Annotated in this window: 21 protein-coding genes; 12 read left to right on the top strand and 9 right to left on the bottom strand. The window is 70.6% G+C overall.

The features are described 5' to 3' along the window. Window positions 1-31: 31 nt before the first annotated feature. Together IEY87_RS16565 and IEY87_RS16560 are read left to right on the top strand one after the other, a co-directional pair. Window positions 32-484 (top strand): Lrp/AsnC family transcriptional regulator, encoded by a 453-nt coding sequence (locus tag IEY87_RS16565; protein WP_189139563.1) that lies wholly within the window; start codon window positions 32-34, stop codon window positions 482-484. 157 nt (window positions 485-641) lie between these two features. Continuing rightward, window positions 642-2192 (top strand): M28 family metallopeptidase, encoded by a 1551-nt coding sequence (locus IEY87_RS16560; protein ID WP_189139562.1) that lies wholly within the window; start codon window positions 642-644, stop codon window positions 2190-2192. Between the two features lie 73 nt (window positions 2193-2265). On the opposite strand, the gene IEY87_RS16555 is transcribed toward IEY87_RS16560, so the two are convergent. Beyond that, window positions 2266-2415, bottom strand: a complete 150-nt coding sequence (locus IEY87_RS16555) for a hypothetical protein (RefSeq protein ID WP_189139561.1) — start codon at window positions 2413-2415, stop codon at window positions 2266-2268. Between the two features lie 93 nt (window positions 2416-2508). On the opposite strand from IEY87_RS16555, the gene IEY87_RS16550 reads away from it, so the two are divergent. After that, on the top strand, window positions 2509-2739 hold the full coding sequence (locus IEY87_RS16550; protein WP_225277065.1) for a hypothetical protein: 231 nt from the start codon (window positions 2509-2511) through the stop codon (window positions 2737-2739). Window positions 2740-2843: 104 nt separating this feature from the next. Here the strand turns inward: IEY87_RS16550 and IEY87_RS16545 are convergent, their stop codons facing one another. Continuing rightward, window positions 2844-3977 carry a PP2C family protein-serine/threonine phosphatase gene (locus IEY87_RS16545; RefSeq protein WP_189139559.1) on the bottom strand — a complete coding sequence of 378 codons (1134 nt, stop codon included), beginning with the start codon at window positions 3975-3977 and terminating at the stop codon, window positions 2844-2846. Window positions 3978-4196: 219 nt separating this feature from the next. Between IEY87_RS16545 and IEY87_RS16540 the strand changes: the two genes are divergently transcribed. Both IEY87_RS16540 and IEY87_RS16535 read left to right on the top strand, forming a co-directional pair. Next, window positions 4197-6170, top strand: a complete 1974-nt coding sequence (locus IEY87_RS16540; protein WP_189139558.1) for a glycosyl hydrolase family 18 protein — start codon at window positions 4197-4199, stop codon at window positions 6168-6170. A gap of 208 nt (window positions 6171-6378) precedes the next feature. After that, the gene (locus IEY87_RS16535; RefSeq protein WP_225277066.1) at window positions 6379-8520 is read left to right on the top strand and encodes a SpoIIE family protein phosphatase; all 2142 of its coding nucleotides are present in this window, start codon (window positions 6379-6381) and stop codon (window positions 8518-8520) included. 3 nt (window positions 8521-8523) lie between these two features. Here the strand turns inward: IEY87_RS16535 and IEY87_RS16530 are convergent, their stop codons facing one another. Further along, window positions 8524-9072: a MarR family winged helix-turn-helix transcriptional regulator gene (locus IEY87_RS16530; protein WP_189139557.1), complete on the bottom strand. Its 549-nt coding sequence runs from the start codon at window positions 9070-9072 to the stop codon at window positions 8524-8526. 106 nt (window positions 9073-9178) lie between these two features. Between IEY87_RS16530 and IEY87_RS16525 the strand changes: the two genes are divergently transcribed. After that, window positions 9179-11503: an LLM class flavin-dependent oxidoreductase gene (locus tag IEY87_RS16525; protein ID WP_189139556.1), complete on the top strand. Its 2325-nt coding sequence runs from the start codon at window positions 9179-9181 to the stop codon at window positions 11501-11503. Beyond that, window positions 11487-12617: an L-talarate/galactarate dehydratase gene (locus tag IEY87_RS16520; RefSeq protein ID WP_189139555.1), complete on the top strand. Its 1131-nt coding sequence runs from the start codon at window positions 11487-11489 to the stop codon at window positions 12615-12617. The genes IEY87_RS16525 and IEY87_RS16520 overlap by 17 nt, the downstream gene beginning before the upstream one ends. 59 nt (window positions 12618-12676) lie before the next feature. On the opposite strand, the gene IEY87_RS16515 is transcribed toward IEY87_RS16520, so the two are convergent. From IEY87_RS16515 to IEY87_RS16495, 5 genes are all read right to left on the bottom strand, one after another. Beyond that, the gene (locus IEY87_RS16515) at window positions 12677-13873 is read right to left on the bottom strand and encodes a cytochrome P450 (RefSeq protein WP_225277067.1); all 1197 of its coding nucleotides are present in this window, start codon (window positions 13871-13873) and stop codon (window positions 12677-12679) included. Window positions 13874-13953: 80 nt separating this feature from the next. Further along, window positions 13954-14802 carry a hypothetical protein gene (locus tag IEY87_RS16510; RefSeq protein ID WP_189139554.1) on the bottom strand — a complete coding sequence of 283 codons (849 nt, stop codon included), beginning with the start codon at window positions 14800-14802 and terminating at the stop codon, window positions 13954-13956. A gap of 92 nt (window positions 14803-14894) precedes the next feature. Further along, window positions 14895-15812 (bottom strand): diacylglycerol/lipid kinase family protein, encoded by a 918-nt coding sequence (locus IEY87_RS16505; RefSeq protein ID WP_189139553.1) that lies wholly within the window; start codon window positions 15810-15812, stop codon window positions 14895-14897. A gap of 29 nt (window positions 15813-15841) precedes the next feature. Then, window positions 15842-16303, bottom strand: a complete 462-nt coding sequence (locus tag IEY87_RS16500) for a TspO/MBR family protein (protein ID WP_189139552.1) — start codon at window positions 16301-16303, stop codon at window positions 15842-15844. Window positions 16304-16376: 73 nt separating this feature from the next. Further along, a complete protein-coding gene (locus IEY87_RS16495) occupies window positions 16377-16682 on the bottom strand; it encodes a hypothetical protein (protein WP_189139551.1) in 306 nt (101 codons plus the stop codon). Window positions 16683-16836: 154 nt separating this feature from the next. Between IEY87_RS16495 and IEY87_RS16490 the strand changes: the two genes are divergently transcribed. The 3 genes from IEY87_RS16490 (at window position 16837) to IEY87_RS16480 (ending at window position 18576) form a co-directional block, all read left to right on the top strand. Beyond that, window positions 16837-17166, top strand: coding sequence for an STAS domain-containing protein (locus tag IEY87_RS16490; protein WP_225277068.1), 330 nt, complete (start codon window positions 16837-16839; stop codon window positions 17164-17166). 154 nt (window positions 17167-17320) lie between these two features. Further along, window positions 17321-18184, top strand: a complete 864-nt coding sequence (locus IEY87_RS16485; RefSeq protein WP_189139550.1) for an LLM class F420-dependent oxidoreductase — start codon at window positions 17321-17323, stop codon at window positions 18182-18184. Then, window positions 18181-18576 (top strand): glucodextranase DOMON-like domain-containing protein, encoded by a 396-nt coding sequence (locus tag IEY87_RS16480; protein WP_189139549.1) that lies wholly within the window; start codon window positions 18181-18183, stop codon window positions 18574-18576. The genes IEY87_RS16485 and IEY87_RS16480 overlap by 4 nt, the downstream gene beginning before the upstream one ends. A gap of 132 nt (window positions 18577-18708) precedes the next feature. Here the strand turns inward: IEY87_RS16480 and IEY87_RS16475 are convergent, their stop codons facing one another. Next, a complete protein-coding gene (locus IEY87_RS16475; protein WP_189139548.1) occupies window positions 18709-19902 on the bottom strand; it encodes an RNA-guided endonuclease InsQ/TnpB family protein in 1194 nt (397 codons plus the stop codon). 128 nt (window positions 19903-20030) lie between these two features. Between IEY87_RS16475 and IEY87_RS16470 the strand changes: the two genes are divergently transcribed. Both IEY87_RS16470 and IEY87_RS16465 read left to right on the top strand, forming a co-directional pair. Next, the gene (locus IEY87_RS16470; RefSeq protein ID WP_189139547.1) at window positions 20031-20372 is read left to right on the top strand and encodes a hypothetical protein; all 342 of its coding nucleotides are present in this window, start codon (window positions 20031-20033) and stop codon (window positions 20370-20372) included. Window positions 20373-20586: 214 nt separating this feature from the next. Further along, entirely contained in the window at window positions 20587-21090 is a 504-nt protein-coding gene (locus IEY87_RS16465) for a hypothetical protein (RefSeq protein ID WP_189139546.1), read from the top strand. Window positions 21091-21107 lie beyond the last annotated feature (17 nt).

The following is a 21107-nucleotide window of genomic DNA, read 5'->3' as shown; positions in this document are numbered from 1 at the left end:
CTTTGTTTGCGTCTGATGGGATGGTTCTGGCATGCCCGAGGTGGACGAGATCGATCATCATGTGCTGCGTCTGCTGCGCGAGGACGGGCGCCGGACGTTCTCCGAGATGGCGGACAAGGTGGGACTGTCCGTGGCCGCCGTCAAACGGCGGGTGGACCGGCTGCGCGACATCGGCGTGATCACCGGCTTCACCGTCCAGATCGACTACGCCAGGCTCGGCTGGGGCATCGAGGCCTTCACCGAATTGCGCTATCCCGGCACCACCCCGGTCGCCGACATCGTCCGCACCACGGTCGACGTGCCGGAGGTGCAGGAGGTGTTCACCATCGCGGGCGACCCGGACGCGATGATCCACGTACGGGCGCGCGACCTCGGCCATCTGCAGCAGGTCATCGACCGGCTGCGCCGCGCCGGGGACGTCACCGGGACCAAGACGCTGCTGGTGCTCGGCTCGTGGACGCACGAGACCGCGCCGAAGGCCTGAGCCGCACGAGACCGCGCCGAAGGCCTGAGCGGCACGTTCGGACTCCGTGATGCAACAGAGACATCCCGCCCTCTCCTGCATTTCCTGATTTATCCGTACGTTCAGGGAACGCGCGCACTTTGACCCGGGTCACCCCCCGATGTTCCGAGGAGCAATCATGCGTTCCCGCTTCCGCAAGGGCGTGCTCGGCGTGGTCGTCGCCGCCATGACGCTGTCCTGCGTCGCCTTGCCCGGCACGGCCAACGCCCATCCACGCCCCCACAAGGACCCCGTCCGCGACCTGGTCAAGGCCGTCTCGGGCAAGAACGTCACCAAGCACCTCCAGGTGTTGCAGGCGATCGCGAAGGTCAACAACGACACCCGGGTGTCCGGCACCCGGGGCTTTGACCTCTCCCGCGACTACGTCGCCGGAAGGCTGCGGGCGGCCGGTTACCGGGTGACGGTGCAGCCGTTCGAGTTCCTGTTCGAGGGCTACCGGACCCCGCCGGTGCTGCGGCGCACCAGCCCGGATCCGAAGACGTACACCTACGGGTTCTTCAGCGACTACGTGGCCATGGGCGACTCGCCGGCCGGCTCGGTGAGCGGTCAGACGCAGGCCGTGGACCTGGTGCTGCCGCCCGGCCCGGCGGCCAACAGCTCCTCCTCCGGCTGTGAGGCGAGCGACTTCGACGGCTTCGTCGCCGGCCGCATCGCCCTCATGCAGCGCGGCACCTGCAACTTCCGCGTCAAGGTGGACAACGCCATGGCGGCGGGCGCCTCCGGCGCCATCGTGTTCAACGAGGGCCAGGAAGGCCGCACCGAGATCGACCTGAACCCGGTGCTCGGCGGCCCCGGCGTGACGATCCCGTCGTTCTTCACCAGCTTCGCCGTCGGCGCGGAGCTCGCCGCCACGGCCGGCACCTCGGTCACGATGAACTGGGACCCGATCTCCGAGACCAGGACCACGTACAACGTGATCGCCGAGACCAAGAAGGGCGACCCGAACAACGTCGTCATGGCCGGCGCGCACCTGGACAGCGTCCAGGAGGGGCCGGGCATCAACGACAACGGCTCGGGCAGCGCCGGCATCCTGGAGGTCGCGCTCCAGTTCGCCAAGACCAAGCCGAAGAACAAGGTGCGCTTCGCCTTCTGGGGGGCCGAGGAGTTCGGCCTGCTGGGCTCGCAGCACTACGTGGACGCGCTGACGCCGGAGGAACGGGAGAAGATCACCCTCTACCTCAACTTCGACATGATCGGCTCGCCGAACTACACCTTCGGCATCTACGACGGCGACGGTGACGCCTTCGGCACGGCCGGCCCGGAGGGTTCGGCGCAGATCGAGGAGGACTTCGAGAAGTTCTACACCGGCCGCCGCCTGCCGTTCACGGCGACCGCGTTCACCGGCCGCTCGGACTACGGGGCGTTCATCGCCGCCGGCATCCCGGCGGGTGGCCTGTTCACCGGCGCCGAGGTGCTCAAGACCGAGGAGGAGGCCGCGATCTTCGGCGGCACCGCGGGCATTCCCCTCGACCCCTGCTACCACAGCGCCTGCGACACCATCAAGAACATCAGCGCCAAGGCGCTGGACGTGAACGCCGACGCGATCGCGACCCTGGTGGCGACGTACGCCTTCGACACCGGCACGATCGGCACCGGCGCTCCTGCCCCGGCCGGCGCCGCCCGCACCACGGCCCCGCACCGGCACGGCCCCGCCGAGTCCCTCAACTAGCCCACGCACCGGCGCCCGCCCTTCACGGCGCGGGCGCCGGTGGTGTGCGCTGATGTGACGGACGTCGCGATGGTCAGTGGTGACGTGAGCGGAACTTGTCCATGAAGCGCCTGGCCTTCTGCTGGTTGTTCGGGTCGTTGGCCATCCGCTTGGCCTTCTCGACCGTCTGCTTGCCTTCAGGGCTGCGCATGTAGGCGCGCACCCGATCCATGAGCTTGGTCATGTGGGGCCCCTACCCAGGACAGTGACAAGAACGCGGCCTCGTCGTGAGCCCCTTAGGCAAGACCTGTGGCAAATGGGGAGCATACTAGAAGGAGTGAAACCCAGAAAAGCCGCGGCCCGGCGTCCCCTGCCCGGAAGTCCCTTCAACGTTCCCGAGGTGCCACCCCCACCATTGCCCCATTTCGTCGTTCAGGACAAGGTCAGCCACGACAAGTACGGTCTCGGCCATGTCGTAGGTGTCGAGGAGGACATCGCGGTGCTCGTCGACTTCGGCACCGAGATCCACCGCATCATCGCGCCGTACCCCAGGCTGTTTAAGCTTTGAAGGTCTCGCGGCCCTGGGCGGCGAGACCTCGACGGGCGCGTACGCGGGCGTGACGACGAGCTTCCGTCAGGAGCTCGTCCGACGCTTCACGGTCCCGGGTCCTGTCACGGCACCGGGAGCTTAAGCGTGCGCGCCGGAGCGGCCACGGCGTCAGCCCTGTGCAGGATGAGGACGGCGATGTCGTCCGGCGGGGCCGCTCCGATGAACGCGCTCAGGTCGGCGCGGAGCGTGTCCACGAGCCTGCCGGGCGAGACATCGGCCCACTCGCGCAGCCGCTCGTCCAGCGGATAGAAGGCTCTGCCCGGCCCACGGGCCTCGGTGACGCCGTCGGTGCACAGCAGCAGCGTCGCCGTCGGCGGGAAGGCGAACCACGCGCTGGTGCGCGGCTCGGCGGTCAGCCGGCCCAGGCCCAGCGGCACCCCGGGCTCGCCGAGGCTCACCTGTCCGGCGTGGCCGTCGTAGATCAGGTACGGCTCGATGTGCCCGCAGTTGACCGCCTGGACGCCCTGTCCCTGTCCGATGTGGAGCACGAGCGCGGTGACGAAGCGCTCGGGCTCATCGGCGTGCCGGCCGTAGGTGTTGTGCCGGACCACGGCGCTCTCCAGCGCGTCCACGACGCCGATGAGCGTCTTCTCGCGGTAGGCCGCCTCCCTGAACGCGCCCACGACGGCCAGGGCCTCCCCGATGGCCGGCAGTCCCTTGCCCTGCACGTCGGCGATGAGCACCCTGGTTCCGTACGGTGAGGGGGCCACCTCGTACATGTCGCCGCCGACCATGCTGTCCTCCTCCACCGGGTGGTAGAGGCCGTCCACGATCACCTGCGCGGTGCGCAGTGGCAGCGGACTCATGATCGCGCGTTGCAGGGCCGCGGCGGCCGAGCGCAGCCGGTGGACCTCCTCCTCCCGGCGGATCCGGTAGCGGCAGCCGAGGACGCTCAGCACGCCGAACGCGGCGGTGAAGCCGATCGCGCCCAGGTTCTCGGCGAGGCTGTCGCCCAGACGGACGGCGGCGGCGAACACCGCCAGGAACACCCAGGCGGAGGCGAAGGCGGTCTGCGGTATGGTGCCCAGCGCCGCGACGATCGCCGGCAGGAAGATCAGCAGTGGCACGAGTCCCACGGCCGTGCCCAGCACGGCGTCGAGCCCGACCACGAGCGCGGTGACGACGACGAGCGTGACGGCGAACAGCCAGGTCGGCAGAGTGACCCGCCTGCGTTCGCGCCGCCTGCTCCCCCGCACCGCTACCTCCGGGATCCACCTTCTACCGGGGGGTTCGCGGGCCTGGAACCGGACACGCCCACTTGACGGCACCTTGCCCTAATCGGATCGCGTTTACCGTCATTGACGCTGACGCCGGTAAGGGGCTACGGTCAACGTACAACTATAAGGAAACTTTCCTAAGAGTTGACCGCACGTCTCCCATCCCGCCCCCCACTCCCACCGGATGCCGGAGCAGCCATGAGACACACCATCCTGAGCAAGGTCCTCGCCGGCCTGGCGGCGTTACTGCTGCCCCTCACCGCGGCGGTCGCCGCCCCTCCGGGCGCGTACGGCGCCACCACCTCCACTGGCGGCACCGTCGCGGCCTTCGCCGCCTGGGCGCCGTGGACCGCCTACACGGCGGGCACCCGCGTCACCTACGAGGGCGTCGAGTACGAGTGCCGCCAGAGCCACACCTCGCAGCCCGGCTGGGAGCCGCCGAACGTCCTGGCGCTCTGGCTGCCCACGAGCGGCGGCGGCGGTGACACGACCGCGCCCTCGGTGCCGGGCAACCTGCGCTCGACCGGCGTCACCTCCGGCAGCGTCTCGCTGGCCTGGAACGCCTCCACCGACAACATCGGCGTCACCGGCTACGAGGTCTACCGCGGCGGCACCCTCGTCACCACGGTCACCGGCACCGCCCACACCGACACCGGCCTGAGCGCGAGCACGGCCTACACCTACACGGTCCGCGCCCGCGACGCCGCCGGCAACCGCTCCGCCAACAGCGCCCAGGTCAGCGCCACCACCTCGGGCGGCGGCGGGAACGACACCACCGCGCCGTCGGTGCCGGGCAACCCGCGCTCGACCGGCGTCACCTCCAGCAGCGTCTCGCTCGCCTGGAACGCCTCCACCGACAACATCGGCGTCACCGGCTACGAGGTCTACCGCGGCGGCACCCTCATCGACACGGTCACCGGCACCACCCACACCGACACCGGCCTGAACCCGAACACCGCCTACACCTACACGGTCCGCGCCCGCGACGCCGCCGGCAACCGCTCCGCCAACAGCGCCCAGGTCAGCGCCACCACCACGAGTGGCGGCGGTGGCGGCGGTGACAAGGTTCTGGGCTACTTCGTCCAGTGGGGCGTCTACGGGCGCAACTACCACGTCAAGAACATCGACACCAGCGGCTCGGCGGCCAAGCTGACCCACATCAACTACGCCTTCGGCAACGTACAGAACGGCCAGTGCACGATCGGCGACAGCTACGCCGACTACGACCGCTTCTACAGCGCGGCCGAGAGCGTGGACGGCGTCGCCGACACCTGGGACGCCGGAGCGCTGCGCGGCACCTTCAACCAGCTCCGCAAGCTCAAGCAGAAGCACCCGCACATCAAGGTGCTGTTCTCCTTCGGCGGCTGGACCTGGTCCGGTGGCTTCGGCCAGGCAGCGCAGAACCCGGCCGCCTTCGCCGAGTCCTGCTACCGCCTGGTGGAGGACCCGCGCTGGGCGGACGTCTTCGACGGCATCGACATCGACTGGGAGTATCCCAACGCCTGCGGCCTGAGCTGTGACAGCAGCGGCCCCGCCGCGTTCAGGAATATGATGTCGGCGCTGCGCACCCGCTTCGGCTCCGGAAACCTGGTCACCGCGGCCATCACCGCCGACGGCACCAACGGCGGCAAGATCGACGCGGCCGACTACGGCGGCGCCGCGCAGTATCTCAACTGGTACAACGTCATGACCTACGACTACTTCGGCGCCTTCGCGGCGCAGGGCCCCACCGCCCCGCACTCGCCGCTCACCTCCTACAGCGGCATCCCGACGCCGGGTTTCTACTCCGACAACGCCATCCAGAAGCTCAAGAGCAAGGGCGTCCCGGCGAGCAAGCTGCTGCTGGGCATCGGCTTCTACGGCCGCGGCTGGACCGGCGTGACCCAGTCCGCCCCGGGCGGCTCCGCGTCGGGGGCGGCGCCCGGCACCTATGAAGCGGGCATCGAGGACTACAAGGTGCTCAAGACCCGCTGCCCCGCCACCGGCACCGTCGCGGGCACCGCGTACGCGTACTGCGGCAACCAGTGGTGGAGCTATGACACGCCGAGCACGATCGGCGGCAAGATGAGCTACTCGAAGAACCAGGGCCTCGGCGGCGCGTTCTTCTGGGAGCTCAGCGGTGACACCTCGAACGGGGAGCTGATCACCGCGATGAAGAACGGCCTGGGATGACCTCCCGGTAGCCGCCGCCGCAGCCGCCCTGCCCGCGCATCCGCGGGCAGGGCGGCTGTTCTCGTGCCCGCATCCGGCCCCGTACAAGTCCTTGAGTCCGCTATAGCCTTGAGAATGCCTTTCTATTAATATCTATGCGTATTCTTCCCTTATGGGTATTTTTGGACATTCACCCCGGTCCGATGCCAGAAGCGAGGAGATCTAGAGCGTGCGGCGCGATACCGTCGCCGCCACGGATCCACGGCGCGACGCCGCAGACGACCTGCACACCATGCTGATCGAGGCCATCAATGACTCCGGGGCGCACATCGGCGCCCTCTACTTGTTCGACGAGGACGAGCAGGTTCTCCTGATGGACGCCTCGCTGGGCTTCCCGACCATGATCGCCCGAGCGTGGGCCAGGATCAGGTTGACCAGCTCGGTCCCGGTGGCCGTCGCGGTGCGTGAGCGGCGTCTGGTGTGGCTGGCCAATCAGGAGGAGCTGGCCCGCACGTTCCCCGGTGCCGCGCTGGCGCTGCCGTACCACTTCTCCGTCGCGGCGGCCCCGATCCACAGCGGCGCCACCGACTGGGGAGCGCTGCTGTTGCTGTGGCCCCCCGCGGAGACCGCCGAGCTCACGCAGCACAAGCTCGACACCATTCAGCGAACCTGTCGCCAGATGAGCCACGTCCTGGGGGAGGCGGCCAGGGAAGGGAGATCGATGACACCCCGGCACCGCCCCCGCATCCTGTCGCCCTATCGCGCCACCCATGCGGACTTCGACTCCGGCCTGGCCGCGCTGGACTGCCTCAACGGCCTGCCCGAGGGCTACTTCGCGATGGACATCGACGGGCGCATCACCTTCCTCACCCCGCCGGCCGCCGAACTCCTGGGCGACGAGGCGTCCGAACTGCTGGGCAAGCGCCCCTGGGAATGGCTGCCTTGGCTGAACAAGCCGCACTGCGAGGACCGCTACCGCGCCGCGGTCATCAGCCACGAGACCACCTCCTTCATGGCGGAGCGCCCCGACGGGCAGTGGCTGGCCTTCCAGCTCTATCCCGCCCCTTTCGGGGTCAGCGTCCGCGTCATCCCCAGCACCATGGCCAGGGACGTGGACCACCTGCTGCCCGATGTCCCGGTGAGCGCGAACAAGCGGGCGACCGGGCCCGCGCTCTACGACATGCTGCATCTCACCACCGCCCTGAGCCAGGCCGCCACCGTCCAGGACGTGGTCGACCTCGTCGCCGACCATGTGCTGCCCGTCTTCGACGTCCAGGCGACGGCGGTCCTGCGGGCCGAGAGCGGGCGAATGCGGATCATCGGCTCACGCAACTACGCCCAGGAGACCATCAAGGACTTCGACGGCCGGCCGGTGACCTCACCGACGCCCAGCGCACACGCCCTCGCATCCGGCATGCCGTTGTTCTTCGCCACCTGGCGCGAGCTTGCGCATGTCTATCCCGAGACCATCCGCTACGACGACATGTCCGCCTGGGCCTTCCTGCCGCTGATCGCCTCCGGCCGGCCCGTGGGCGCCTGGGTGCTCGCCTTCGACCATCCCCACCACTTCACCACCGACGAGCGCTCCCACCTCACCGGAATCGCCGGGCTGCTCGCCCAGGCGCTCGAACGCGCCCGCCTGTACGACGCCAAGCACCAGCTCGCACAGGCCCTGCAGAGCAGTCTGCTACCTCGCCGGCTGCCCGAGCTTCCCGGCCTGGACGTGGCCGCCCGCTATCTGCCCGCCACGCGCGGCATGGACATCGGCGGCGACTTCTACGACCTCATCGACCTGGGCGACCGCATGGCCGCGGCCGTCATCGGCGACGTCCAGGGGCACGACACGACCGCCGCCGCCCTCATGGGGCAGGTGCGCTCGGCCATCCACGCCTACGCCAGGGCGGGCTCGTCACCCGGTGACGTCCTGCGCCACACCAACCGGCTGCTCACCGAGCTGTCCCCGAACCGCTTCACCAGCTGCCTGTACGTCAGCCTGGACCTGAGCCGGGGCCTCGCCTGCATGGCCAGCGCCGGCCACCTCCCACCGCTGCTCCACTCGCCGGGCGCACCCGCCGTCGTCCTCGAGCCGCCGCCGGGCCTGCTGCTCGGCATCGACGCCGACGCCGAATACCCGACCACGGAGTACGAACTGCCGCCCGGCTCCGTCCTGGCCCTCTACACGGACGGGCTCATCGAGAGCCCGGGCATCGATATCGGTGACGCCATCCTCGGCCTCACCGCCGAGTTCGGCCGGCTCGCGGACCAGCCGCTGCAGTCCGTGGCCGAGACCCTCATCGCCCCCTCGGCCGCCGTCCACCACCGCACCGACGACATCGCGATGCTCCTCCTGCGCACGTCCCTGAACGGCTGAGCCCTACTTCTCCTCGCCGTAGATCTCCGTACGAGCCGCCCGGCAGTCCGGGTCCTCCTGCGCCGCGCGCTCCAGACGCTCGGTCAGGAGGTCGGCGGCTTCGGCGAGCAGGGCCAGGCGCTCCGGCCCCAGGGTCGTGACGACGAGGCGGCGTACGGACTCCTCGCGGACCGCCCGCGCGCGGGTGGCGGCCTCGCGGCCGGTGGCGGTGAGCGAGAGGTCCCAGCCGCGCGCGTCCTCGGTGCAGGCCACCCGTTCGATCAGCCCGCGCGCGCTCATCCGGGCCACCTGATGGGACAGGCGGCTTTTCTCCCATTGCAGGGCATAGCGCAGCTCCAGCGCGCGCATGCGGGTGCCGGGCGCGTCCAGGAGCGCGTCCAGGACCTGGTGGTCGGCCTCGGACAGGCCGGTGGCGCGGGTGAGCTCGCGGGCGAGGTGGGCGGCGAGCTGTCCGTGGGCGGTGGTGTGGCGGAGCCACGCGGCCACCTCTGGTTGGCGTCGGGACGCGTCCGGCTCCGTGGGGCTCGGGCTCGCCAGTCGCTGCTCGGTCATATGGGCAGCGTACGTCACGAAAGGTTGATACGTCACCCAGTCGGTTGACATGTCATCCAATATGGTTATGGTTGACATGTCTACCAGTTGTCCGGGAGGTCCCCTCATGCCTGACTATGGCCACGATCTACGGTTCGGGTCGTTCATCACTCCGCAGAACCAACAGCCCGAGCTGGCCGTCGAGCTCGCCGTCCTGAGCGAGCAGGCCGGCCTGGATCTTGTTACCTTCCAGGACCATCCGTACCAACCCGGCTATCTGGACACCTGGACGCTGCTGAGCTGGGTGGCGGCCAGGACCGAGCGGGTGCATCTGTCCGGCAATGTGATCAATCTGCCGTTGCGTCTTCCCGCTGTGCTGGCCCGGTCGGTGGCCAGCCTGGACCTGCTGTCGGGTGGGCGGATCGAGCTCGGCCTGGGGGCGGGCGCGTTCTGGGACGCGGTCGAGGCGATGGGCGGTCGGCGGCTCACCCCCGGCCAGGCCGTCGAGGCGCTGAGCGAGGCCATGGACGTGATCCGGGGGGTGTGGGACGCCGGCGAGCGCGGCGTGCTGAAGCTGGACGGGACCTACTACTCCGTCCATGGCGCCAAGCGCGGCCCCTCCCCCGCGCACGACGTGCCCATCTGGCTCGGCGCCTACAAGCCGCGCATGCTGCGCCTGATCGGCACGAAGGCCGACGGCTGGCTGCCCAGCCTCGGCTATGCCCAGCCGGCGGACATCGGCGCGGGCAACAAGATCATCGACGAGGCGGCCGTCGAGGCGGGGCGCGATCCGCGCGAGATCCGCCGGCTGCTCAACGTCATGGGCTCCGCCCTGCGGGGTCCGGTGGCCGGGTGGGCGGAGCAACTGCTGCCGCTGGCGCTGGAGGACGGCGTCTCCACGTTCATCATCGCCTCGGACGACCCGCGCGCCATCCACACCTTCGCCCAGGAGGTCGCCCCGGCCCTGCGCGCTTCCGTCGCCGCCGCACGCGACGCCACGACCAGCGCTCTGACCGGCACCGCGACCCGCGCGGGGAGCGGCGCCGCGGCCGGCGCGGTGCGTTCGCCTCGCGCGCTGGCGGCGCGCCGGCCCGGCATCGACTACGACGCGCTGCCCGCGTCGCTGGCGGGCGTCGCGGTCGAGCCCGGCGACCGGGCGTACGACAGTGTGCGCTCGTCGTACGTCTGGGCCGGTTCCCCCGGGCTCGTGCTGCGCGCCACCACGCCGGAGCAGGTGGCCGAGGCCGTGACGTTCGCCTGCGCGCAGGACGTGCCGCTGGCGGTGCGCAGCGGCGGGCACGGCATCAGCGGGCGCTCCACCAACGACGGCGGGATCGTCATCGACGTCGGCGCGATCGACGGCGTCGAGGTGATCGACCGTGCGCGGCGGCTGGTACGCGTCGGCGCGGGCGCCCGCTGGGGCGACGTCGCGCAGGCGCTCGCGCCGCACGGGCTGGCGATCAGCTCCGGCGACTACGGCGACGTGGGGGTCGGCGGCCTGGCGACCGCGGGCGGCCAGGGCTTCCTGGCCCGCTCCTACGGGCTGACCCTCGATCATGTACGGGCCGCCGAGGTGGTCCTGGCCGACGGCCGGATCGTGCGCGCCGACGCCGACGAGCATCCGGACCTGTTCTGGGCGCTGCGCGGCGCGGGCGGCAACATGGGCGTCGTCACCTCCTTCGAGATCGAGGCCGCCGAGGTCGGCGACGTGGTGTTCGCCGTCTTCGTGCACGACGCCACGGACACCGCCGCGTTCCTGGAGAAGTGGGGACGCCTGGTCGAGGCGAGCCCGCGGAAGCTGACGGCCTTCCTGACGGTCTTCCCCGGCCAGGCGGACGCCACGGTCCTGGCGCAGACGATCGTCACCTGGGCCGGCGACGACACCGACGCCGCCGTGACGGCGCTGGAGCCGTTCCTGGAGCTGGGCCCGGTGCTGCAGCAGCAGGCCCAGCTCGCCCCCTACGCGGCGCTCGTCGCCCCGCACCACAACCGGCATCGCGGCCAGCCCCGCCTGTACGGCCACTCCGCGCTGGTCGAGCACCTCGACAGCGCCGTCACGACGCTGGTGGCCGGCATGTTCGCCGGCGGCGAGGTCACCATGTTCCAGGTGCGCTCGGTCGGCGGCGCGGTCAACGACACCGCCCCCGATGCCACCGCCTACGCCCACCGCACCCAGAACTTCTCCCTGAACGTGGTGCTGAGCACCTCCCGCCGGGCCGCCGCCGAGCGGACGTGGCAGCGGCTCGACGTGGCAGCCATCTACCTGAGCTTCGAGTCCTATCCGGACGACGCGCTGCTGGCCAAGGCCTTCCCGCCGCGCACGCTGGATCGGCTGCGGCGGATCAAGGGGGTGTACGACCCGGGCAACGTCTTCCGGCACAACTTCCCGATCAGCCCAGTTGTAGGACAACAAGCGATTTCGGATGATGGCTCCCATGACCAAGCCTCTTGACCGTATTGCCGTAATTCGGCTGTCCTCCGTACGTCTGCCGCTGAGCGCTCCCGTCAGCGACGCGAAGGTGCTCACCGGGCGGCAGCGGCCGATGACCGAGATCGCGTTCCTGTTCGCCGAGATCGGCACCGAGGGCGGCCTGGAGGGCATCGGCTTCGCCTACTCCAAGCGGGCCGGCGGTCCCGGTCAGTACGCCCACGCCTGCGAGATCGCCCGCGAGCTGATCGGCGAGGACGTCAACGACATCCCCCGACTGTGGGAGAAGCTGGTCTGGGCGGGCGCCTCCGTCGGCCGCAGCGGGCTGGCCGTCCAGGCCATCGCCGCCTTCGACACGGCGCTGTGGGATCTGAAGGCCAAACGGGCGGGGCTGCCGCTGGCCAAACTGCTGGGCGCGCACCGCGACTCGGTGCGCTGCTACAACACCTCGGGCGGGTTCCTGCACGCGCCAGTCGGTGAGGTGCTGGAGAACGCCTCGGCGGCGCTGGAGCGGGGCATCGGCGGCATCAAGATCAAGGTGGGGCAGCCGGACACGCGGGCGGATCTGGCCCGCGTCCGGGCGGTGCGCGAGCACCTGGGCGACGGGGTGCCGCTGATGGTGGACGCCAACCAGCAGTGGGACCGGCCCACCGCCGCGCGGATGGGCCGGGCTCTGGAGGAGTACGGGCTGACCTGGATCGAGGAGCCGCTGGACGCCTACGACAGCGCTGGGCACGCCGCGCTGGCCGCCGCCCTGGACACGCCGGTGGCCACCGGCGAGATGCTGACCAGCGTGGCCGAGCACGCCGAGCTGATCCGGGCGGGCGGCGCGGACATCATCCAGCCGGACGCGCCCCGGATCGGCGGCATCACGCCGTTCCTGCGGCTGGCGGCGCTGGCCGAGCACCACCGGTTGCAGCTCGCCCCGCACTTCGCCATGGAGATCCACCTGCATCTGGCGGCGGCGTACGGGCTGGAGCCCTGGGTGGAGCACTTCGAGTGGCTGGAGCCGCTGTTCCAGGAACGGCTGGAGATCCGCGACGGCCGGATGCTGGTGCCGGACCGGCCCGGCCTCGGCTTCACGCTGAGTGAGCAGGCCGCCCAGTGGACCGTCGAACGCCGCGAACTGACCGGCTGACCTCCCTCACCACGAGCCGGCCGGCCGGCCGCCCTCACCACGAGCGGACCGTCCGGCTCTCACCAGGCGACCTCCAGCGACGACAGGCCGTACACGATGCTGAACGAGCGGAACTCCGGCTCGGTGTCGGTCACGCGCAGGCCGGGGAAGCGGTCGAGCAGGGCGGGGAAGGCGATGCGCATCTCCATCCGGGCCAGCGGCGCGCCCAGGCAGTGGTGCACGCCGTGCCCGAAGGCCACGTGGCCGGGCTCGCCCCGGCTGATGTCCAGCCGGTCCGGGTCGGGCAGCAGCGCCGGGTCCCGGTTGGCGGCGGGCAGCGCACAGGCCACCAGCTCGCCGGCCGCCAGCTTCCTGCCGCCGATCTCCACCTCGGTGGTGGTCACCTTGAAGGTGCCGGAGTGGACGATGCTGAGCCAGCGCAGCAGCTCCTCCACCGTGGCGTCGATCCGCTCGGGCTCCTTCCTGAGCAGATCCAGCTGCTCGGGGTGGCGCAGCAGCGCCAGCGTGCCCAGCGAGAGCATGTTGGAGGTGGTCTCGTGCCCGGCGAGCAGCAGCAGGCTGCCGATGCCGATGAGCTCGTCGGCCGACACGTCGTCGCGATGCTCGCGTACCAGCATGCCGAGCAGGTCGTCGCCGGGCTCGGCCAGCTGGCGGGCGACGAGCTCGCCCATGTAGGCGCGCGACTCCAGCTGCGCCCGTACGCGCTCCTCGATCGGCACCGACATGTCGATCGTGCGGGAGGTGCGGTGCTGGAAGCCGGCCCGGTCCTCGTACGGCACGCCCAGCAGCTCGCAGATGACCAGCGACGGGATCGGCAGCGCGAAGGAGCTCACCAGGTCCGCGGGCGAGCCGGCGCGCTCCATCGCGTCCAGGTGATCGTTCACGATGTCCCTGATCCGGGGCTCCAGCCGGCGCATCCGGCGGATCGTGAACTCGGGCGTCAACAGCCGGCGCAGCCGGGTGTGCTCGGGCGGGTCGGTGGTGAGCAGGTTGCCCGCACGCATGACGGCGAGCTCCTCCTCGGTCATCTTCGGCGCCCCGGGAAGCTCCCCGATGCCCCGCTTGGCTATCTTGAACCGTTCGGCGTCGCCCAGCACCGCGCGCACGTCGGCGTGCCGGGTGACCAGCCACGCGTCGATCCCGAACGGCGTGCTGATGCGGCCGATGCGCTCCTCGTCCCGCATGGCCGCCAGTTCGGGAACGGGATCGAACCCGTCCCTGCGCATGTAGATCGGGAACGTCGATGACTCGCTCACGTGACCCCCTGGATGGCTTCGTGTTCCGTATCCACTGTCAACCATGGACCGGCGGGCCGCCAGGGGGGCAGTGATCCTTTTCAGCCGGTGCTGTACCGGGCGTGCCGGGCGGCGGCGGTCAGGGCCGTCGCCCTGGCGGCCTCGGTCGGCGTGAAGGGCAGTCCCGGCCGCCTGATCAGCAGCGCCCGGTCAGGGTTGACGGAGATCACCATGGTGGTGTTGAGCTCGGCGCCCTCGTCCACGGTGTCGCCGGGACGCCGCCACTCGACCTCGGAGACGCGCAGCAGCTCGGCGATGGCCTCGGGCAGCCGGTCGGGGTCCGCGCCCACCCGCTGCGCCAGCACCAGCGCCTGCACCGCCGGGTCGGTCAGATCCTTGACCTGCGCCGGCACGATGATGACGTCATGCCCGCCCGCCTCGGACAGGGCGGCGCTGAGCACGCCGGGCGCCAGGTCCCGGGGCGCCTCGACGACGAACTCGTCCAGGGCGTCGCAGCCGGCCGGGGTGATGGCGCTGCTGCCGGTCGGCGCGATGTGCAGCGCCAGGATGTCGCAGCGCAGCCGGCCGAACGCGGCCGCGACCGCGGCCAGGCGGCCCGGACGCTCCACCACCCGCATGCGGACGCGCCACAGGGCCATCGCGGACCCCGCGTCGTCCGCCACCGGAAGGGTCGGCCCTTGCCGGGGCTTCCTGCCGGGCAGGCCGAGCCGCTTGTGGATCGCGGTGCCGGTGATCAGGGCCACCCCGAGCCCGACGAGCACGAGCGGGCCCGGCTGCTCGTGCCCGAGCAGCGTGGCCAGGAGATGCGCCACGCCCACCGCGAAGAACAGCGCGGCCAGCTCCAGGATCTCCCGTCGCCAGGAACGCGCGTGATGCTGGAGGTGGTGCCCGCCGGTACGTACGTGAACCGTCCTGTGTGCATCGCTCATGAGACCAGTTTGGCTACGCACTGTTACCGGAAGGAGATCGAAGTGATTGCGGCGGCATTAAACGGTGTGCACCGCCCGGCCCCGCACCACCGTCAGCCGGTCGGCTCTTCGGCGGGCACGATGACGCGCCAGGCCGCCGGGTGCAGGGTCCAGGTGCGGCGGGGTGCGGGTGGGGAGAGCTCGCCGTCGGCGTTGGCCGGGACCGGCTCGCCCTCGACGGTGATCGTGGTGCCCCTGACGGTGAGCACGTCGCCGCGTTCGGGGTGCTTGCCGCGCCGCAGCAGCGCCCCGAACGCCAGCCGCGCCAGCGGGGAGACCGCGTAGGAGACGAAGACGTCGGCCAGGCCGTCGTCGGGGCGGGCGTGCGGGGCCAGCGGGGTGCCGCCGCCGATGGAGACGCCGTTGCCGACGCCCACCATGAGGACGCGCCTGCGGCCGTCGCTGACGAGCTCGTCGTCCACCCGCACGCGCAGCCGCCAGCCTCGGGTACGCGCCCCGGCGAGCAGAGCGCCCACCGCGTACGCGGCCCGGCGCAGCACCGGCTTGAGCGCGGCGGCCTGCTCCGAGGCCCGGGCCCCGACGCCGACGTGCACGGCGTTGACGACGATCCCGCCCTCGCCGTCCACGAGCAGGTCCAGCGCCCGCTCCCGCCCTCGGGCGACGGCCTGGGCCGCCGCGCGGGGGTCGAGCGGGATGCCGAGGGCGCGCGCCAGGTCGTTGCCGGTGCCCAGCGGCACCAGCCCGATCGGGCGGGTGGCGAGCTCGTCCCTGGCCAGCAGGGCCGCCACCACGGCGTGCACGGTGCCGTCGCCGCCGAGGACGACCGGGATCCGGCCGGGGTGCTCGCCGAGGATCCGGCCGAGGTCGCCGGGCTCCGCCACGTCACACGCCAGCACGTCGGCGTCGTCGGCCAGCGTGGCCAGGACCTTTTCGCGGGTCTGCCCGTCGACGCCGCCCGCCGCCGGGTTGCCGATCACCAGGAGCCTGCGTGGTTCAGCGGGAGGAGTCATGGCCGCCAGGTGCCCTGGATCGCGCGGCTCTAACTGTTCTTGCGGGCGATGGAGGCGTTCAGCGCGGTGGCGAACCCCGTCCACGCCGCGTAGGGCACGAGCAGCAGGCCCGCGGTCCGGTCGGCGCGGGCGGCCTGCCGGACCAGCATCAGGTTGGAGGCGTTGAGCACGATGATCTCGGCGAGGGCGAGCCGCGGGGACCTGGCTCTGAAGAACAGCGCCGGCCAGGCGGCGTTCAGCGCCAGATTGGCGGCCAGGGTGCGGGTCAGCGCGTCTCGCTCGGCGCCTTCCGCGCTGGTCAGGGCGCGGGCTCCGCCGTAGGCGATGAGGGCGTACAGCGGGTTCCACACCAGGGGGAACACCGGCGCCGGCGGCTGCCACGAGGGCTTGCTCAACCGCTGGTACCAACGCGAGCCCGAGCGGGTCGCCAGCGCGCCCACGGCGGCCGTGGTGGCGGTGGCGAGGGCGGTGGCGATCAGCGTCTTGTTCATGGGCTGAGCCCTGCCCGTGAGAGCGGGCGTCTATCAGGGATCACGGGCGGGCTCGCCTCCGACGGCCACGCTCTCAGCGGATGGGCAGCTCCCTGAAGCGGAGGCGCTCGACCACCGGCCGGCCGTTGCGGTCCAGGCACACCCGGGCGCTGCCGGACGTGTTCTGGACGATCCGCCTGACGCCGAGGGCGTCGAACAGCGGCCAGTCCGGCAGCCAGCCCGGCCTGACCGTGTACGTGGCGCACTCCTCCGACCAGTCGTCGTCCCACCACGGGTCGGCGGCCACGGGCCCGGCCGACAGCAGCACAGTGGTGGCGGCGATGGCGAATGCGCCGATGGCGTGTTTGAACATGGAGTTCTCCTGCTGGATGTCGATCATGTCGTGCAGGGTGATCGATACCCGGAGTGACCTCTCGATTACGCCATGCTTTTGATAATGGTCGCTGAGGTAAGGTCGAAATACCGAGGATCTCCAGTGCGCCGGCATTCGGCCGGCGTCGCCCCCGGCGATAGACGCTCTGGCTCCGGTTCCCGTGAGCCTCGACAGGCCGGCGATCACGATACTCACTCTCACTCCCGACTCTGCCCTCCCGACCACGGTCCACCTTTCCGGCGAGATCGACATCTTCACCAGTCACGCCCTGCGCCGACGGCTCCTGCACACGCTGCGGCACAGCACGGACCGGCTGGTCCTGGACCTGTCCAGCCTGGTGTTCTGTGACACCGCCGGGCTCGGCGTGCTGATCGGCATCCAGAGCCGGGCCAGGTCGCAGGGCATCACCGTCGTCCTGGCCGCGCCACGTCCGTACATGTCGCGGCTGCTGCGCATGACCGGGCTGGACCGCAGCTTCACGATGGCGTGACCTCCGACGAGGGGACGGCCGGCCGCGCGCGAGCGGCCGGCCGTTTCGTTGTTCAGACCATGAGATAATGGGTGCACACCTTGCCCTCTCGGCCGTGGATGCAGAAATCCGGCCGAGAGGGTTTTTTCATGCCCAAATTCTCTAAGGAGTGTTCATGCGACTCGGTTTGACGTGCCCCAGCTTCACCTGGCCCGGTGGCGACGCCGCCATCGCCGGCAGGTTCGCGGACGTCGCCCGCGGCGCCGACGAGGCGGGGCTGCACAGCCTGTGGGTGATGGACCACTTCTTCCAGATCCCCAACTTCGGCACCGCGGAGGAGCCGATGCTGGAGGCGTACGGCACGCTGTCCTACGCCGCCGCCCTCACCAGCCGAGTGCGGCTGGGCGCCCTGGTCACCGGGGCCGTCTATCGCGCGCCTGGCCTGCTGGTGAAGCAGGTGAGCACGCTGGACGCGCTCTCCGGCGGTCGTGCCGTGCTCGGGCTCGGCGCCGCCTGGCACGAGGAGGAGGCGCACGGCCTGGGCCTGCCGTTCCCGCCGCTGGTCGAGCGGTTCGAGCGACTGGAGGAGACGCTGCGGATCGCCAAGCAGATGTGGAGCGAGCAGGACGGACCGTACGAAGGCAGGCACTACAGGCTGTCGCGCACGCTCAACTCGCCGCAGGCCCGCCCGCCGATCCTGATCGGTGGCAGCGGCGAGAAGAAGACCCTCCGCCTGGTCGCCGAGTACGCCGACGCCTGCAACCTGCTGCACGGCGCCGACGTCACGCACAAGCTTGGTGTACTGCGCGCTCACTGCGAACGGCTCGGCAGGCCGTACGAGGAGATCGAGAAGACGCTCCACCTGCGCATCCCCGACGGGCAGAGCGTCGGCGAGAGCGTCCAAGTGTGCGGCGAGCTGGCCTCGGAGGGCATCGACCACGTCATCGCCGCCGTCCCGGACGCCTCCTCCGGCTCCGCGCTCGCGCACCTGGCCGCGCTCGCCGAGCAGATCTCCGGCATCATCCCAGCGGGCCGATGAACGTGGCGCAGGGCTTCGCCGCCCCCGTCTGGGTGACCGCCGCCGACACCGCCCCGGGCGGCGCGGCGGTCCGGGCGTCCGGCACCACCCGGACGATCACCGTCGCCCTGCCCAGGGCCGGCTTCGGCACGCCGGGACCGGGTTGGCGCTTCGCGGTCGTGCTCACCGGCCAGGACGGGTTCAGCCCAGACCAGGCCAGGGGCTTCACGGCCACCCCGGAGCCGTACCAGTTCGGGGTCTGCGCCCCCGGCGGCGGCGCGCCGCTGTGCTCGTTCGGCCCGGGGTCCGTCCCCCAGGCCCTCGACGTGATCGTCCCCGCCGGCCGGTCCCAGGAGGAGGTCCTGGACCCCATCCCCGGCCCGGTCACCCTGCCCGCCGTCGCCGTCCCTTGACACATCGTGCAATCAGCGATCAAGCGGCGTGCAATGACCGGTCGCTACGTTCGACGGAGATCTGTCGAGCCCGGAGAGCGGGAGCATCGTTGACATCCTCCCCCGCCTGAAGGCAGAGGATTCCAACGCCAGCTACCTAACGAGGAGGAGGTCGCGTTGAGGTTCGCGGTTCATCGGCTCGCCCAACGGCGGGCCTCCCCGCGCGGACACGGCATGCCCTGCCGCGTGTGCGATGTTCCTGGCCGCGTTCACGTCGGCGTTGGCGGCGTATCCGCAGGATCGGCAGCGGAAGGCGGCTTGGCTCTCGCGCGCCTGCCGATCCACGATCCCGCACGCCGAGCAACGCTGACTCGTGTACGCGAGGTTGATCTTCACGACCCGGCCGGGAGCCTTATGCTCCAGCCGGGCCACCAGCCGGCCCCACCCGTTGGCCAGGATGCCCCGGTTGAGGCCCGCCTTCTGGCGGACGTTGCGGCCCGGCGCGTCGATGCTGCCCCTGGCCGAGCGGGTCATGTTAGCGATCTTGAGGTCTTCGACGGCGATCACACCGAACCGGCGGGCCAGATCGGTGCTGGTCTTCTCCACCCAGTCCTTACGCCGATCCCTCTCCCGGGCCTTCAACCTCGCCACGGCCACCTTCACCCTGCCGCGCCGCTTCGACCCACGCTCGGCCCGCGCCAGCCTGCGCAACAGACGCAGGAGCCGGGCCTTCTCCGGGTCGCGGAGCGCAGGGGTGTGCAGCAGCTCGCCGGTGGACAGCGCCGCCGACACGGCCACGCCCCGATCCACGCCCACCACCTCGCCCGCAGCCGGTGCGGGGATCGGCTCAGGGATCGCGGCGAAGGCCACATGCCAACGCCCGGCCGTGTCCTGGGTCACCCGATACGACTTCACCCCCTCGGGGACGGCACGACTCCAACGGAACCGCACCCACCCCACCTTCGGGATCTTCACCTCGCCGACACGGCGGGTCAGGCGGCGGACGTCACCGCTCTTGACCGCGACGATCCGAAACCCTTCGCCCTGCCCGCGCCTGCGCCATGTCGGCCTGCGGTGCGTCCCGCCGAAAGAGTTCGCCATGGCCTGAGCGAAGTCCTTCAGCGCCTGCTGCTGAACGATGATCGATCCTGCGCGCAGCCAGCCGTTCTCCGCCCGCGCCTGCGTCAACTGCCTGCACTGCTCGGCGAAACCGGGCGCGGACCTGCGCCCCGGCTTCCAGTGACGGTGCTGCTCCACCGCGAGATTCCACACGTACCGGGCGTGCCCACAATGCTCCAGCAACATCACCTCCTGAGCAGGCGACGGCTGGAGCCGGTAACGAGACACGCCGATCAAACTACCGACCGCCACCGACAAAACCGGGAGGCCGAGATGCCTGACCGTTCCGCGCTTCCTCCCCGCCCTGAAGGACGGGGCTTCCACGCTGTGGGTGTTCGGTGAGTGTGGGGCAGGGCATGCTGATGGCATTGCTGATCACCGGCGGCACGGCGCTGATCCTGGCGGGCGTCGGACTCCCGTTCCTGATCAGGTCACGTGACGCGCGACGCCTGCTGGCCACCGGCCTGCCGGCGCAGGCGGTGGTCGAGACGATGAGCGACACCGGCCTGACCGTCAACGGCCGGCCGGTCGTGGCCTTCGACCTCACCGTGAGCGTCCCCGGCACGCCGCCCTACCCCCTCTCCCACCGCCAGTCCCTGCCGCGCATCCCGCCGGACAGGGTGGCGCCCGGGGCCGTCCTACCGGTCAGGGTCGACCCAGCCCGCCACGACCGCCTCCGCATCGACTGGCCCACCTGACGCCCGCTCCGCCCCAGCCGCTGACGCACCTCACCCTTAATTCGGGATATATCCGCAAATACAGAGAAACGCGGATCGTAAAGTTTTCAACGTTGCTGAATCGTGACAGCCATGCTGTCGGCGTACCTCGTAACGACCGCGTCACATCAGACAGAAAAGCTCTGAAGAGCGGCCGTAACGAGAGAAGCCGAGGCTCCACACAATGTCCAGGAAAATGTCCATCAAAAGGAAGTACGCCGGTACGAAAAAGGCACTGTCCCGCGGCCTCGCCCTCGTCGCGCTCGGTTATCTCATCGCCACGTTCATCACTGAGGGCGCCGGATCGGCGGACGAGGTGTCCAGCGTCATCGCCGGCGTCACCTTTCTGCTGACCAGCCTCGGCCTGGTCAGGTTCGGCGCCGAGGCACCGGCGCGCAAGCCCTCGCGGAAAGGCGCCACCAAGCCGGCCGCGCACGCGCCTTCGGACCCCGCACTCATCAGAACGGCGGGAGATTCCAACGGCGCCCTCGTGCCGCTGGGCTGGCTGCTGATCGACGGCTGCAGTGAAATATCCACCATGACTGGATTTAAATCGATAAAGGACTTGTGCGGATGTCTGCCGAACAACCTGCCACTCGCCCTTTTCACGCTGCCCACCGGAAATGCGCACCACCCCGGCTGGGTCACCCCCGGCCGGCTTGTGGTCATCTGCGGCATCGGCATGGTCTGCCCCGCCTGACACCCCGCCGTACGACG

The organism is Nonomuraea glycinis (assembly GCF_014646515.1).
GTDB lineage: Bacteria > Actinomycetota > Actinomycetes > Streptosporangiales > Streptosporangiaceae > Nonomuraea > Nonomuraea glycinis.
The sequence above is the reverse complement of the archived record's forward strand: the minus strand, read 5'-3'. Positions and strand labels throughout refer to the sequence as shown.

Bases quoted from the DNA above. Each gene is read 5' to 3' on its own strand.
- IEY87_RS16565 (WP_189139563.1), top strand. From the start codon at position 32: ATGCCCGAGGTGGACGAGATCGATCATCATGTGCTGCGTCTGCTGCGC.
- IEY87_RS16560 (WP_189139562.1), top strand. From the start codon at position 642: ATGCGTTCCCGCTTCCGCAAGGGCGTGCTCGGCGTGGTCGTCGCCGCC.
- IEY87_RS16555 (WP_189139561.1), bottom strand. From the start codon at position 2,415: ATGACCAAGCTCATGGATCGGGTGCGCGCCTACATGCGCAGCCCTGAA.
- IEY87_RS16540 (WP_189139558.1), top strand. From the start codon at position 4,197: ATGAGACACACCATCCTGAGCAAGGTCCTCGCCGGCCTGGCGGCGTTA.
- IEY87_RS16530 (WP_189139557.1), bottom strand. From the start codon at position 9,072: ATGACCGAGCAGCGACTGGCGAGCCCGAGCCCCACGGAGCCGGACGCG.
- IEY87_RS16525 (WP_189139556.1), top strand. From the start codon at position 9,179: ATGCCTGACTATGGCCACGATCTACGGTTCGGGTCGTTCATCACTCCG.
- IEY87_RS16520 (WP_189139555.1), top strand. From the start codon at position 11,487: ATGACCAAGCCTCTTGACCGTATTGCCGTAATTCGGCTGTCCTCCGTA.
- IEY87_RS16510 (WP_189139554.1), bottom strand. From the start codon at position 14,802: ATGAGCGATGCACACAGGACGGTTCACGTACGTACCGGCGGGCACCAC.
- IEY87_RS16505 (WP_189139553.1), bottom strand. From the start codon at position 15,812: ATGACTCCTCCCGCTGAACCACGCAGGCTCCTGGTGATCGGCAACCCG.
- IEY87_RS16500 (WP_189139552.1), bottom strand. From the start codon at position 16,303: ATGAACAAGACGCTGATCGCCACCGCCCTCGCCACCGCCACCACGGCC.
- IEY87_RS16495 (WP_189139551.1), bottom strand. From the start codon at position 16,682: ATGATCGACATCCAGCAGGAGAACTCCATGTTCAAACACGCCATCGGC.
- IEY87_RS16485 (WP_189139550.1), top strand. From the start codon at position 17,321: ATGCGACTCGGTTTGACGTGCCCCAGCTTCACCTGGCCCGGTGGCGAC.
- IEY87_RS16480 (WP_189139549.1), top strand. From the start codon at position 18,181: ATGAACGTGGCGCAGGGCTTCGCCGCCCCCGTCTGGGTGACCGCCGCC.
- IEY87_RS16470 (WP_189139547.1), top strand. From the start codon at position 20,031: ATGCTGATGGCATTGCTGATCACCGGCGGCACGGCGCTGATCCTGGCG.
- IEY87_RS16465 (WP_189139546.1), top strand. From the start codon at position 20,587: ATGTCCATCAAAAGGAAGTACGCCGGTACGAAAAAGGCACTGTCCCGC.